Source organism: Bacteroidota bacterium, assembly GCA_019637975.1.
GTDB lineage: Bacteria > Bacteroidota > Ignavibacteria > UBA10030 > UBA6906 > CAADGV01.
Genome location: JAHBUR010000011.1, coordinates 122319 through 136921 on the forward strand (window position 1 = coordinate 122319; position 14603 = coordinate 136921).

The following is a 14603-nucleotide window of genomic DNA, read 5'->3' on the forward strand; positions in this document are numbered from 1 at the left end:
CCAAGGCATAGACGCAAAGGTATTTGATGAAAAAAGGAATTCTTGTGCTTGGCTTCGTGCTGTTGGCATTCGGCACAACCACAAATGCTCAACATATCATCAAGTTTGCTTCGCTTGCTCCCGACGGCAGCACGTGGACAAATGTTCTGCGCGAATATGACGCGGCAATCCGCAAAGAAAGCGGAGGAAAGCTGGGTTTCAGAATCTACCCCGGTGGCGTGCAAGGCGAGGATAAGGATGTTATCAGGAAGATGCGGCTGGGCCAGCTTCACAGTGCCGGCTTGACGGGCGTGGGACTCGGTGATATTGCGTCGAAGGTTCGCATTCTCGATTCCCCGTTTTTGTTCAACAACGAAGCGGAGGTCGATCACATCTACACGACTTTTGCTGAGGAATTTGACAAGGCATTCCGCGACAACGGGTATGTGCTGTTAGGATGGGCGGAAGTGGGGTGGGTGTATGTCCTGACGAACACGCCTGTTCGCACGCTCGCCGACATGAATGGTGTGAAGATGTGGATGTGGGAAGGGGACAAGGTTGCGGAAGCGACCTTCCGGGCTTTAGGCATCAGCCCGATTCCGCTCTCCGTGATTGATGTACTCACCTCGCTGCAAACAGGGCTTATCAACGGAGCATACACCTCGCCGCTCGCAGCGCTGGTGCTTCAGTGGCATACACGTGTAAAGTACATGATGAACCTGCCGCTCGCAGATGCCTCCGGTGCCGTGGTGATGACGAAGAAAAAGTTTGACGAGCTGCCATCGGATTTGCAGGAAATCCTTCTGCGCAACGGCAGGAAGTTCATGCGTGAACTCACGGTAAAATCACGCCAGGAGAACGATGCCGCCATCGCAGCAATGAAGAAAAGCGGCATCCAGCTTATTGATGTGCCCTCCCAGAAAACGATCGACGAATACGTCGCGGCAGGCAAGAAAGCGCGGCAGTCTCTCGTCGGCACATTCTACGATCAGGATTTTCTGAACAGGATCGAAAAATCCCTCGCCGAATTCCGGGCCAAGAACGCCGGAACGAAATGACGCTTCTCCGTTCTCTCGACCGCCTGCTGGTGAAGATAGAAACGGGCATGCTCGTTCTCTTTCTTTCTTCCATGATTCTTCTTGCGTTTACACAGGTCGTGTTGAGGAATGTGTTCGGAATAGGATTTCTCTGGGCCGATCCGCTGGTGCGCCATCTCGTCATTTGGGTGGGATTCATCGGGGCGGCAATTGCGGCACACGAAGAACGGCACATCGGCATTGACGCATTCTCGCGATTCTTCTCGGCCCGCTTGCAGGACGCCGTTCGCATTGTCACGTCGCTATTCGCCATCATCGTGTGTTATTATCTTGCCGATGCCTCGTGGACATTTTTGGTTGATGAGAAGGCGTCGGGCAGCGACTTCATGCTCAACGTGCCGACCTGGATTGCTCTGACCGTCATCCCCACCGGATATGCGTTGATGGCATTTCATTTTGCAGTCAAGATTGCGGAACATGCAATGAAGCTGCTTGGGAAAGGAGAGCCGGCAGATTCATGAGCACGCTGATCGCCGGACTGTTGCTTCTTCTGCTTGCGTTGCTTGGCGCGCCGTTGTTTGCCATTATCGGCGCGGTTGCAATGCTGAGTTTTGCGGCGGAGGGGATCGAGTCTTCGGCGGTGATGGTGGAGTTGTACCGCATTTGCAGCAATCCCACGCTCGTCGCCATTCCGCTTTTCACGTTCGCCGGGTATGTTCTTGCGGAAAGCAAAACGCCGCAGCGACTTGTGAATCTCGCGCGGGCATTCTTCGGTTCGTTCAGCGGCGGACTTGCCGTTGTTGCGCTTGTGACGTGTGCCTTGTTTACGGCGTTCACCGGTGCATCGGGCGTTACAATCGTTGCACTCGGCGGGCTGCTTCTTCCCATTCTTCTCAAAGAACACTATCCCGAAAAATTCTCGCTCGGACTCATTACCACCTCGGGAAGTCTCGGGCTGCTGTTCCCTCCCAGTCTTCCGCTCATTCTCTACTCCGTCACGGCGAAGCTGAGCATCGATCAACTGTTTGCGGCGGGCTTGATTCCGGGAATTCTTCTTCTCGCAATTCTCTCCGTGTACGGCGTGCGGCAAGGGAAAAAAGCTAAAGTCCCGACCGTCCCGTTCACATGGTCAAACGTCAAGAGTGCAGTACGGGAAGCTGCGTGGGAGATTCCGCTGCCCTTCATCGTGATCGGGGGGATCTACAGCGGAACGTTTACGGCGACAGAAGCGGCGGCAGTAACGGCATTCTACGTATTGGTTGTGGAAGTCTTCATCTACAAAGATTTGCATCTCTTCCGCGACATTCCCCGCGTGATGCGCCAAAGCATGGTGCTTGTCGGCGCCATTCTCATGATCATCGGAACGGCGATGGGGTTGACGAACTACCTTGTTGACAACGAAGTGCCGATGAAGCTGTTCGAATTCACGCAGTCATTCATCACCAACCCGATCATGTTTCTGATTGTGTTGAATATCTTTCTCATTCTGGTTGGAATGATGATGGATATTTTTTCAGCGATCATCGTTGTTGTTCCCCTCATTCTGCCGATTGCTGTTGCCTACGGGGTTCACCCGGTTCACCTCGGAATTATCTTTCTCACGAATCTTGAAATCGGTTATCTCACGCCGCCGGTCGGGCTGAATCTGTTCATCTCAAGCATCCGGTTTCAGAAGCCGGTCTTCTCTATCGTGAGGGCAGTGTTGCCGTATATCGGCATGCTGCTCATTGCACTTCTCATTATTACCTACGTTCCGTGGTTGAGTCTGTGGCTGGTGGAGTTGTTGGGTGTGAAGTAAACTGCGGTTACTGCGAGCGGTTTCTCTTCCACGGCATCTGCGGAACCTGCACGCGTCCGGTATAGGAACTTCCGAACCGGCTCATATCCTTCACATTTTCATACCGGAAGAATACTTGCCCGTGCGCGCCCAACATGCGGCTTGCCGTTATCTGATCGGAAAGCTGGCCGAGGATTTCCGGCTTGTATGCCCCGATGCTGATATAGATGTGCCGCCCCTCGGCCTCTTTCAACCACGTTCGTGTAATGTGGGCAAAGTCGGGTCCTTGTGTTTCGAACTCCAGCGGCCAGTAAATTTGCGGCGCAAGATAGTCGAGCCAGCCGTTCTTCAGCCAAGCACGCGAATCCTGGTAGAAATCTCCCACCCCGCCGCGGGCGCTTCGTGAGTCAGGTTGCGCGCTCAATGAACCGCCAAAGTTGCCAAGCGGTGCTGCTCCCAGTTTTAGTTCCGGGTTTTGCCGCGAGACTGCGTCATGCGCATCGCGTACAAACCTGTTGATGTTCTCGCGTCTCCATTGTTCGAGCGGGACCCCGTTGCCGTACCTGCCGTACGTTGCCCGGTCGGGGAAATCGCCAAGCGGGTAACGAATGAAATCGAAGCAAACCCCGTCGATGTCATACCTTCCCGTCAGATCAAGAAGAACTCGAATGAGATAGTCATTCACTTCGGGACGGCCCGGATCAAACCAGTACTCGTTGTCAAAGAAGACAACCGAATTGGGATAAGCGTTTACAGGGTGTTGCGGTGAACTGGCCCGCGGCGGAACTGGCCCCCGAATCTTGTACACGTTAAACCATGCATGGACTTCCATTCCGGCTGCGTGCGCCTCATCCAACAGAAACTGTAACGGATCCCAGCCGGGATCTCTGCCAAGCACTCCGGCCAGATTTTCCGCCCACGGTTCGAACGCGGATTTGTAATAGGCATCTCCGCGGGCCCGGACTTGAAAGAAAATGGCGTTGAAGTGAGCACGCTTAAGGTCACGGACAATTTGTTTGAGCGAAGATTGCTGCTCCTCCCTGTTCAGGCTCTTCGGCCAATCAAGACTGTTGGTTGTTGTGAGATAGACGGCGCGGAGTTCGTGGGTTGGAGAACTTTGAGGAAAAACAGGTAGCGGAAGTAACAACCAGAATAGCGGTATGAAACACAATCGTTTGAGCAAACTACATTGCGAGATTAGAAATTCAACTTCGGTTTCGTGTAAGATAAAAGAAGCGGCAGGAAATCCAAATCCGATCCTGCCGCTCTCGATAACCCGCAGTTCACAACGGCTCAGCCCTTTTTGATAAACGTTCCGGCCCTCAACTCTTCCCATGCCTGCGCGAGTTCTTCATGCGTGTTCATCACAATTGGCCCGCGCCACGCAACCGGCTCTTTCAAAGGCTGACCGGAAACCAGCAAGAATCTGATTCCCTCATCTCCGGCTTGTACGGTTACTTCATCGCCCGAATCGAAGAGAACGAGTGAACGATTGCCGGTAAATTCGTACACCTCTTCGCCGCCCGACCCGACCCGATCGGTTTTTACCGGAAGGGGTTGCGATGCATCGCGGAACGATCCCGAGCCTTCAAACACGTAGGCAAATCCATGACGGTTATTCTCGACAGGCAGTACTTTCCGCTTGCCCGGTGGAACCCACACGTCGAGGTAGCGGGGATTGGCAGCAACTCCCTCAACGGGACCCGACTTGCCCCAGAAATCCCCGCACACCACACGGACGGTCGTTCCATCATCATCCACAACTTCGGGAATTTCTCCCGACTGTACATCCTGATAGCGGGGTGTGGTCATCTTCATCGTCGAAGGGAGATTAGCCCAGAGCTGGAAGCCGTGCATCCTCCCGTTCGGGTCACCCTGCGGCATTTCCTGATGCAGAATTCCGCTTCCGGCAGTCATCCATTGGACATCGCCCGCACCCAATGTGCCGCGGTTCCCCAAACTGTCACCGTGACTTACTTCCCCCGCAAGCACGTAGGTGATCGTTTCAATTCCTCGATGCGGATGCCACGGAAAGCCCGCGAGATATGCTTCGGGATCTTCATTTCGAAAATCGTCAAACAATAAAAACGGATCGAAGTCGCTTGTATTCCCGAAACCGAATGCGCGGCGAAGATGAACGCCTGCGCCTTCCAGAGTCGGTTGTGATTGGGTGATTCGCTTCACCGGACGAATAGACATGTTTTTCTCCTCAAAATTGTCAAAGAACTACCGGATATAACGCGGATCAGTCCTAAAGAGTTCATCAAGGTAAGGAGCCGATTCCCGCGTCATTTCAGCACTACGAGCTTTCTCGATTGTACAGTGTTTCCGGCCTGCAACCGGTAGAAATAGACGCCCGATGTCAGACGACTCGCATCAAATGGCGTTTTATAGACTCCCGCCTGTTGTGTCTCGCTCACGAGCGTTGCAACCTCACGCCCAAGCACGTCAACCACCTTCAGCGTCACGTGTGTTGCTGCAGGCAGATGATACTCAATTGTTGTCGCCGGATTGAACGGGTTGGGATAGTTCTGCAGCAATACTATCTTCGCCGGCAACGCAGGCGATTCACCAACTTGTGTTGTTGTCAAAGCGATGAGGCTGATGAATTGCATGTCCGGGTCCACTGCGATTGTGCGGACAAGTCCGCCGTTCGCCGAGTCGATTTCATGGATGCCGGCGGCGTTTGTGGTGAGGAAGTTCCCGTTCCCAAGCTGGTAAACGCCGCGATTTCCGGTCACGCCGCTCAGAAGTCGCAGGAGTGTCCCGTTCGGATTATAGATGCGTATTCCCGTCTGTGCTGCCCCCTGAAAGTTTGCCACGGCGACATTCCCATCAGCCAGTTGAATGATTTGCTGGGGGAAACTCGTGATTGCAGCCCATTGAGCGATGTACGTTCCGTTGAGATCGAGCCGGGTAACGCCGACGGGCGAGTTGCTTCCGGTTATCAGGATGTCGTTGGAACGAATCAAAATCGAAAAAGGACCATTAGGCCCGTTACTGCTGGGCTGAACGAAACGGCCGAGATAGTTTCCCGCAGAATCAAACTCGGCAATAGAGTTCTGATTCGCGCCGCTGGCCACACAGACGATCAGGTTGCCGTTTGCCCTGTACGCATGCCCGCGGATGTTGTCGAGTATTGCGGTGTTGACGCCACCTGCCGGCGCAAAGTGGCTGATGTACACCCCACCGGTATCGAACTCCTGCACAAGGTCCCTGATTTGATCGGAAACGGTAATGGTTCGGCGAGGCGTCAACTGGGCCTCCTTGGGAGAGGCAAGCGCTCCGGGATTGGAGCGGACGAACGCCGTATCAACGAGATCTCCGGTCATCGGATCGAACGCCATCACTTTGTCTGACGACCACTCCGGTACCAACAACATGCGTCCATTAAGCAACATGTTTCGGGAGTAAGCCTTCTTACTCCAGTTCTTGTCGAGAATGATAGGGCCGGTCGGATTGTTGGTTGCTCCGGACAGGTCGATTGTCTGCACAACTTCATCATAGAAGAGTACCTTTCCACCTTCAAACGGATGCGCGAGGTTCGTTATAACAGCATAGACGGGCTGGCCGTTTTCGATTCCAATGGCGTGAATAAGCGTGTTGTTGCGGCAATGGATTGCCTGCGGAAGGCCGAGATTTTGTGCCAGTTGTTTCGCCTCAAGCCCGATGCGCGGGTTCTGTTCGTGGCGAAGCAGCAGTTCTTCAAACGATACAGTTGGTTGTGCTAATGTCATCAGAGGGAAAGCAATCAGGGAAAGGACAAACCTGTACATTTTGATCATGACAGTTCCTTGAGATTAGTGATGGGATGATTCGGAAATACGTCTTCAACTTATGCAGGATTGCCAGCATTGTCAATGTTCGTTTTCCAAATGATGCCGTCGAGCGTTGAATCTCAGGCAGTGCCTGCCTATATTGCATCACTGTTGAATCCCCCGCTACCCTGATGAGCAGAGTCCAGACCAAATACGTTTGTCAATCGTGTGCATACGAATCCCCCCGTTGGATCGGTAAATGTCCCAATTGCGACGAGTGGAACACCTTTGTCGAAGAGATTACCGACCGCAGCAAGCCTACAAGGTCGAGGCATTCTTCCATCATCAAGAACGTGTCGGCACCCGTTCCGCTCGTTGAGCTGAAGGTTGCGGACGAACCGCGGCTTTCGACAGGGATTCCGGAGTTTGATCGCGTTCTTGGCGGAGGAATTGTGGCAGGTTCGGTGGTATTGATTGGCGGCGACCCCGGCATCGGAAAATCGACGTTGATGATGCAAATGGGGGGCGCGCTAACGAATGCCGTTGTTCTCTACATTACCGGCGAAGAGTCTGTCAATCAAATCAAACTCCGGTCGGAACGTTTGGAGAAGAAGCCGTCGAAAAACCTGTTACTACTCGCAGAAACGAGTCTGCATGTTATAGATGCCCTTCTTGAGAAGGAACAACCCGACTTGATTATTGTAGATTCCATTCAGACGATGTACCGTCCGGAGCTTGAAAGCGCCCCCGGAACCGTAAGCCAGGTACGCGAAGCAACGGCGCTGTTCATGCGCTACGCGAAGTCGAAAGGAACTCCCGTGTTTCTCGTCGGGCATGTGACGAAAGACGGCGTGATTGCCGGACCGAAAGTCGTAGAACATATGGTGGATACGGTGCTGCAATTTGAAGGCGAGCAACACTATGCGTACCGCATTCTGCGCGCAATCAAAAACCGGTTTGGCTCGACGAACGAAATCGGCATCTTCGAAATGCACAACAACGGACTCAGGGAAGTAACGAATCCCTCCGAGGTATTCCTCTCGCAGCGAAAATCCGGCACGTCCGGTTCGGCGGTTGTGGCAAGCATGGAAGGAACACGACCGTTGTTGCTTGAAGTGCAGGCGCTGGTTGCGCCGACAAGCTACGGCGTTCCGCAACGCAGCGCAACCGGATTCGACTCGAAGCGTTTGCAGATGCTTCTTGCCGTACTCGAAAAACGGGTCGGGCTTCACGTCGGGCAGTACGATGTGTTCGTGAACGTCGCCGGAGGCGTGAAAGCCGTCGAGCCTGCTATTGATCTCGGTATGGCGCTTTCGATTGTATCGAGCCTGCGGGATATTCCGGTTGAGCCGCAAACAGTCGCTATCGGTGAAATAGGATTGGGGGGTGAGATCCGTACCATCAGCCAGATTGAAAAGCGGATTGCCGAAGCGAAGAAGTTAGGTTTCAGGCGGATTCTGATCCCGAAGAACAATCTTAAAGGCACCGGCCCCAATGGAGAAATGAGGTTGATTGAAGTTGATACGGTGGATGAGGCCATGCGCCATGTCATTTCTTGACGGGGATACATTTCAGACCTTCCGAAGAGTTATTCTTATCAGACATCAATGAAAACCCTCATCAAGTGTTCCCGCGTTGTCACGATGGATTCCGGCCGGAGGATTATCACCGGCGGATCCTTGATTGTCAGCGGCAACACCATCGAGCGCGTGCTGACTCACTCGGAAACGACACAGCTCGGCTCGTTTGAAGGTGATGTCATAGATGCCCGCTCACTTGTGGCCATCCCCGGTTTCATTCAAACACATATACATCTCTGTCAGACTCTTTTTCGCGGACTTGCCGACGACCTCGAACTTCTCGACTGGTTGAAGCTCCGCATCATGCCCTACGAATACGCGCACAATTCAAAGTCGATGTACGCGTCAGCGACGGTTGGTATTGCAGAACTCCTTCGTTCCGGCACAACAACCATTATGGATATGGGAAGTGTCCATCATGAAGAAGACGTGATCCGCGCTGTGACCGAAACCGGCATCCGTGCGTTCCTCGGAAAAGCGATGATGGACGTGAATACGTTGTATCCGCCGTTGAAGGAATCAACAAAGGACTCGGTTGCATCAACACTGAATCTTGCTCGATACACCCACGGATTGGCAGATGGCAGAGTACGGTATGCCGTTGCGCCGCGGTTCGTGTTATCGTGTACAGACGAACTTCTTGCCGAAGCGTATGCAATGACGAAGGACTTTCCCGGTATGCTCTTCCACACGCATGCCGCGGAAAACCGGCTCGAACTTGAAGCCGTTCGCGAGCGCTGCAAGATGGATAATGTGGAATTTTTTAACGACCTGAACATTCTGCACGAGAATACATGTCTTGCCCACTGCATCTGGCTTAACGAGCGGGAATTCGATCTGATGAAGGAAAGAAATGCAAAAGTGTTGCATTGTCCATCGTCGAATCTCAAGCTCGGGTCGGGGGTTGCGCGGATTCCACAGATGCAGGCTAAGGGTATCACCGTATCGCTCGGCGCCGACGGTGCCCCATGTAACAATACTCTGAATATGTTTGAAGAGATGCGGCTTGCGGCTCTGATGCAAAAACCCTTGCACGGCCCGAGCGCAATGAACGCACAATCTGTTTTTGAGATGGCCACAATTGGCGGGGCAACAACTCTTGGCATAGTCAACGACGTGGGGAGTCTTGAGGCAGGCAAAAGGGCGGACGTTGTTCTTCTAAACCTCAACAAAGCGTGGAATCCATACGAACCTCAAGATGACGGTGATCTGTACTCCTCCATTGTCTATTCCTGCTCACCGGAGAATGTCGAATCCGTCATGGTTGACGGACGCTGGCTCTATCGGGGCGGTCAACATCTGATGATAGATGAGGAGAAAGTGTTGCATACTGCACGGAAAGAGCTTCGGCTGCTATTACAGCGCGTTCACACTTGAAGGATCATGAAACAACTCGTTCTCGCCACACACAACAAGCATAAAGCGGAGGAACTTCAGGCACTGTTGGACGGAACAGATATTGAGATTCTTACACTCGACAATTTCCCACACGTTGGTGACATTGAAGAAGACCACGATACACTGGAAGGCAACGCTTTGAAAAAGGCGCGGGCGGTATTGCAACTGACCTCTCTTCCCTCACTCGCCGACGATACCGGACTGGAAGTCTTCAGTTTGAACGGTGAGCCCGGTGTCTACTCCGCCCGTTATGCCGGCCCGAATGCAACCTATGCGGATAATGTGAGAAGGCTGCTGCTCAAAATGGATGGCATGCCTGCGCATTCACGCGCGGCACAGTTTCGCAGCGTGCTTGCATTTGTTACCCCGGAGGGAATTGAACGGGTTGTCGAGGGAGTCTGCAGCGGCGAAATCATAAATCACCCGCGCGGCACCGGCGGATTCGGGTACGACCCTGTGTTTCTTCCCTCCGGCCACCGGCAAACATTTGCAGAAATGCGCATGGATGCGAAGAACACCGTCAGTCATCGGGCAAAGGCGTTGGAGGGAATCAGGAGTGTGCTGTTGAGCTACTTCAACTCTTGAAGTTCGCCCGATTGTGTATTATCTTGGTACATCACTTCACGGCACCGTCGATCAACTATGTTGCCTTCATTCATCCACAAACGCGGAAAACTGCAACCCGCGTGGCGGTTTTCGCCGGAAGGCACTATTTGGCGCGTTGTTCTTACGTCTTCAGGTCGGATTTTCGGCGAGGCAAGGAATCCGGAGAAGAAAACCGTCAGTTTCTTTGCCATTGATGCATCAAATGGAAAACACCTGTGGAGTGGGGTCAACTTCGGCGAGCAATGGTGGATTGGGATTGAAGGCGTATCGGGCGAGACTGTTTTCCTGCACAAATACGCCACGCCAAGCATGCCCGAGCACAAAAGTATCATCGCTGTTGATGCTCGTCAAGGTAATGTTCTGTGGTTGAACGATGACCTGCGATTTGAATGTATAGCCGGAAACTCTCTCTTAGCGTCACGCTCAACGGTTCTTGGCCCGACCTTCCACGTCGTGAATATCATGAGCGGTTCCGTTGAGAGTACAATCTCCGAATCGGAGGCGTTGCAATTGCGCCGCACATCGGCATCGGAAAGCGCCGGAGAGAAGGGGATGCCCGTCATCGTCGCCCACCTCGAAGATACAGAGGAATGGGCTGACCTCATCCGGCGTCACAGCGACGAGGCCAGACTTATTGGAAGCATCGAGTACATGCAATTTGGTTCACTCGTAATCTTTGCCTGCCATGAGCAGGAACCTGCAAATACGGGCGAGCCGATCCTTGTTGACAGCAGTGTGAGAATAGCAGACAAGACCACTGCAACGCTTTTGTACGAAGGACGACTGGCCACAGGCTCTCCTTCGATAGTATCTGATTCGTTTCTACTTCACGACACTATGTTGATATACGTCAGCGAGCGAACCACGTTGACGGCAATTGATCTTCAAGACATGAAGCCGAGCTGAATATCGAAAAGCGCTGAGCGTATGGCAAAACTTCCTATTACTTCCTCACCTGTCAAGGAATTCAAGCGCATCACCATCAAGCAGGTTGATGCGTTTACCGATACGCCGCTGATGGGAAACCCCGCCGGCGTTGTGCTGAATGCACAAGGGCTGAGCGACGAACAGATGCAGGCTATTGCGCGTGAGATGGCGGTACCGGAAACGGCGTTCATCCTTCCTGCAACAATTCCCGGTGCCGACTTGCGTATCAGGTGGTTTTCCGCCGAGACCGAAGTGCCGCTGTGCGGACATGCCACGATTGCAAGTTTCCACGTGATGGCTGAAGAGGGTTTGCACGATATGGCCGATCACGGATCCTATTTATTCAATCTCGAAACAAAATCGGGAACTCTTCCTGTCCGGGTCGAAAAAACCGCATCACATTCCGAAATCTTCTTCGGCCTTCCAATCCCGGAATTCCTCCGAGCCGGACAGTTCAAGCTTGATCTCATGCGTATTCTGAACATCACGCTCGAGGAATTTGACCCGCGCATGCAAATCGTGATGACGAACTATCTGTTCGTTCCCGTCCGCAGACTGCATACAATCTTTGCCGTCAAGCCCAACTTCTTTGCCCTTGCACAGTTTCTCACCAACCGCAAGTTGATGGGTGTTTGCGTCTTTACAACCGAAACGATCGAACGAAAGTCAACGGCGCACTCGCGTTTCTTTGCTCCGACTGTCGGCATCAATGAAGATCCGGTGACCGGATCCGCCAACGGTCCGCTTGGCGCCTATTTGTACGAACAGGGATTGCTTGACGACAAACTGAACGGAAATACCATTACCATCATCGGTGAGCAAGGCGACGTTATCGGGCGCAAGGGGCGAGTCACGATTCAGTTGACGATTCGCAACAAAGCCGTCAACTCGGTGCAGGTAGGGGGACGGGCGATCACCACACTCGACGGAGAGATGATCATTCCCTGAAAGCGCCCGCCCGCTGTTCCTTGTGGTTTTCGGCTCTTCATTTTATATTCATACAAGCTTCTCGCCACCATTCACTCCGGAACAGGAAATTCCTATGCTTCATTCAATACTGTTTGCCATAGTCCTTGCCGCTGCTCTCGGCTTTTTTGCGAACAACGTCAACCGCCTCATCCGTTATTTGCGGCTCGGAAAACCCGAAAACCGATTTGACAACGTTGGACGTCGCATCACCAACGTTCTGAAGATCGCGCTCGGCCAGACAAAGCTGCTGCGCGAACCGTTTGCAGGATTGCTGCACGCGTTGATTTTCTGGGGATTCGTCGTTCTGCTGAGCGCTGTCATCGAGTCAATTATAGAAGGGCTTACACCCGGCGGTTCGCTGGCGTTTCTCGGCCCGCTGTATCCCCCGCTCACGTGGTTTCAGGATTTGTTCGGGGCATTTGTCGTCGTCGCTGTTGTTGTCTCTCTCGGTCGCAGGCTGTTCGCCCCGCCGAAGCGTCTGCAGGTTTCGGGACATTCGAAATGGGATGCGATTTTCGTGCTGGCGATGATCTTGATGGTGATGATCACGATGTTCGGACAGAATGCGACACGGCCGTTTCTGCATCCCGAAATTCCGAATCATGGACGATTTCTTTCCAGCCAACTTTCAGTTTTCTTCTCAGCAGAATCCGCCGCCACTTGGTACTATGTGTTCTTCTGGGGGCACATGGTTGCCGTACTCGGATTTCTCAACTATCTCCCCTATTCAAAGCATCTCCACGTCATCGCATCAACCTTCAATGTGTACTTCTCCAATCTCGGCATCGATCCAAAAGGTGCCCTCAAGCCCATCAATCTTGCCGACGAAACGCTCACAAAATACGGGGCGACGGACGTTGACGACCTGACATGGAAGCAACTGCTGAACGGCTATACGTGTACTGAATGCGGTCGGTGCACATCGGTGTGTCCGGCGAACACAACAGGCAAGCTGCTGAATCCGAAGAAGATCATGGTGGATGTGCGGGCGAGAACATTGGAGAAGGCACCCTTGATGATTGCAGGGAACGATGCGGGGACGGCGGATCAGGAAGTTCTTTCCCATCAGCTTCTCGACAATTTCATCACTGAGCAAGAGTTGTTTGCCTGCACCACCTGCATGGCATGCGTACAGGAATGTCCGGTGATGATCGAGCATGTGGATACGATCATGGATTTACGCCGGGGCCTCGTTCTTAACGAGTCGCGCTTCCCTGCCGAGCTCACAACTACATTCAACAATCTCGAACGCAACTACACGCCGTGGGCGTTCGGACACTCGACCCGTGCCGATTGGGCGGAGGGGCTTGACATTCCTCGCATGTCCGAAACACCTGACGCGGATGTGTTATTCTGGGTGGGTTGTGCCGGTTCATATGATGCACGCTATAAAAAAGTATCACAGAGCTTTGCTCAACTGATGAAGATGGCGGGAGTGAAGTTCGCCATTCTCGGTACGGAAGAGAAATGCAACGGCGACGCTGCGCGGCGGATGGGGAACGAATATCTTGCCCAGACGCTGATGCAGGAGAATATCGCCACGCTCAACAACTACGGCGTGAAGAAGATCGTCACGACCTGCCCGCACTGTTTACAGTCGCTCGGTAAAGAGTACAAACAATTCGGCGGCAACTACGACGTTATCCATCATTCGACATTCTTGAGGGATTTGGTTGAGAAGAGAAAACTGAGAATCTCGCCGGAAAAGAAAGAGACGATCACCTTCCATGATCCCTGCTATCTTGGCCGCTACAACGATGAGTACGATGCGCCGCGGGAGTTGGCAGATGCGGTAGCAAGCGAACGCATCGAAATGCAGCGAACACGCGACAAGAGCTTCTGCTGCGGCGCCGGCGGCGGACAAATGTGGATGGAAGAACGGGAAGGCAAACGCGTCAACATCGAACGCACAGAGGAAGCTCTTGCAACCGGAGCAAGCACCATCGGCACCGGCTGCCCCTTCTGCATGACAATGATGACGGATGGGGTGAAAGCGAAAGATGCTGCGGAGAAGGTACAGGTGAAGGATGTGGCGGAACTGCTGTTGGAGGCGGTGCAAGGAGGAACATAACGCGAAGAGCTTTCCAATGAACTGTCTGCGGGCAATCGCTTTGGTCGAAAGCCCCACGCATTTCCGGTTGCGCAACATGTTTGTATTGGGGAACTTTCTCAGCAGAGCCTGACGGGGGGAACACATATCATCTGAGTGACACGTTCAACGACTGGAGGCGATATGAACCCACCAACTTCCGAACTGCTTTCCCTTCTCAAACAACACTTCGGCTTCGCTTCTTTCCGTCCGCTGCAGGAGGAAATCATCCGGGATACGTTGAACGGAAAGGATGTGTTTGCCCTTCTTCCGACCGGCGGAGGCAAGTCGCTTTGCTTTCAGCTTCCGGCGTTGGCTCGTCCGGGACTCACCCTCGTCATCTCCCCTCTCATCTCCCTGATGAAAGATCAGGTGGATGCGCTGCTGGCAAGCGGCATTCCGGCGACATTTCTTAACTCTTCCCTCCAACCTCAAGAGGCGGGTGAACGGTTGCATGGTTTGCACAACGGGAAGTATCGTCTC

The 14603-nt window shown here is 53.2% G+C and carries 13 protein-coding genes; 10 read left to right on the forward strand and 3 right to left on the reverse strand.

Features of this window, described 5'->3' with window-relative positions; translation table 11 throughout:
• Nucleotides 1-26: 26 nt before the first annotated feature.
• From dctP to KF749_08255, 3 genes are read left to right on the forward strand one after another with little or no spacing between them, the layout of a single operon-like run.
• Nucleotides 27-1037, forward strand: coding sequence for a TRAP transporter substrate-binding protein DctP (gene dctP, locus KF749_08245; protein ID MBX2991143.1), 1011 nt, complete (start codon nucleotides 27-29; stop codon nucleotides 1035-1037).
• Entirely contained in the window at nucleotides 1034-1537 is a 504-nt protein-coding gene (locus KF749_08250; protein ID MBX2991144.1) for a TRAP transporter small permease, read from the forward strand. The genes dctP and KF749_08250 overlap by 4 nt, the downstream gene beginning before the upstream one ends.
• The gene (locus tag KF749_08255; protein MBX2991145.1) at nucleotides 1534-2814 is read left to right on the forward strand and encodes a TRAP transporter large permease; all 1281 of its coding nucleotides are present in this window, start codon (nucleotides 1534-1536) and stop codon (nucleotides 2812-2814) included. The genes KF749_08250 and KF749_08255 overlap by 4 nt, the downstream gene beginning before the upstream one ends.
• A 7-nt stretch (nucleotides 2815-2821) precedes the next feature.
• Here KF749_08255 and KF749_08260 read toward each other — a convergent pair whose 3' ends face one another.
• The 3 genes from KF749_08260 to KF749_08270 all read right to left on the reverse strand — a co-directional run bounded on the left by KF749_08260 (nucleotide 2822) and on the right by KF749_08270 (nucleotide 6578).
• Complete coding sequence (locus KF749_08260) at nucleotides 2822-3976, reverse strand: family 10 glycosylhydrolase (GenBank protein MBX2991146.1); 1155 nt, start codon at nucleotides 3974-3976, stop codon at nucleotides 2822-2824.
• Nucleotides 3977-4086: 110 nt separating this feature from the next.
• Entirely contained in the window at nucleotides 4087-4992 is a 906-nt protein-coding gene (locus KF749_08265) for a pirin family protein (protein MBX2991147.1), read from the reverse strand.
• Between the two features lie 89 nt (nucleotides 4993-5081).
• Nucleotides 5082-6578, reverse strand: a complete 1497-nt coding sequence (locus tag KF749_08270) for a T9SS type A sorting domain-containing protein (protein MBX2991148.1) — start codon at nucleotides 6576-6578, stop codon at nucleotides 5082-5084.
• 164 nt (nucleotides 6579-6742) lie between these two features.
• On the opposite strand from KF749_08270, the gene radA reads away from it, so the two are divergent.
• The 7 genes from radA to KF749_08305 all read left to right on the forward strand — a co-directional run.
• Complete coding sequence (radA, locus tag KF749_08275) at nucleotides 6743-8110, forward strand: DNA repair protein RadA (protein ID MBX2991149.1); 1368 nt, start codon at nucleotides 6743-6745, stop codon at nucleotides 8108-8110.
• Between the two features lie 48 nt (nucleotides 8111-8158).
• Nucleotides 8159-9508: a 5'-deoxyadenosine deaminase gene (locus KF749_08280; protein MBX2991150.1), complete on the forward strand. Its 1350-nt coding sequence runs from the start codon at nucleotides 8159-8161 to the stop codon at nucleotides 9506-9508.
• 6 nt (nucleotides 9509-9514) lie between these two features.
• Nucleotides 9515-10114 carry an RdgB/HAM1 family non-canonical purine NTP pyrophosphatase gene (gene rdgB, locus KF749_08285; GenBank protein MBX2991151.1) on the forward strand — a complete coding sequence of 200 codons (600 nt, stop codon included), beginning with the start codon at nucleotides 9515-9517 and terminating at the stop codon, nucleotides 10112-10114.
• Between the two features lie 57 nt (nucleotides 10115-10171).
• Nucleotides 10172-11041 carry a DUF4905 domain-containing protein gene (locus KF749_08290; protein MBX2991152.1) on the forward strand — a complete coding sequence of 290 codons (870 nt, stop codon included), beginning with the start codon at nucleotides 10172-10174 and terminating at the stop codon, nucleotides 11039-11041.
• Nucleotides 11042-11062: 21 nt separating this feature from the next.
• Nucleotides 11063-12010 carry a PhzF family phenazine biosynthesis protein gene (locus tag KF749_08295; protein ID MBX2991153.1) on the forward strand — a complete coding sequence of 316 codons (948 nt, stop codon included), beginning with the start codon at nucleotides 11063-11065 and terminating at the stop codon, nucleotides 12008-12010.
• A gap of 94 nt (nucleotides 12011-12104) precedes the next feature.
• A complete protein-coding gene (locus KF749_08300; GenBank protein ID MBX2991154.1) occupies nucleotides 12105-14102 on the forward strand; it encodes a (Fe-S)-binding protein in 1998 nt (665 codons plus the stop codon).
• A 162-nt stretch (nucleotides 14103-14264) separates the two neighbouring features.
• The coding region (locus tag KF749_08305) for a DEAD/DEAH box helicase (GenBank protein ID MBX2991155.1) at nucleotides 14265-14603 on the forward strand (339 nt) is incomplete at its 3' end.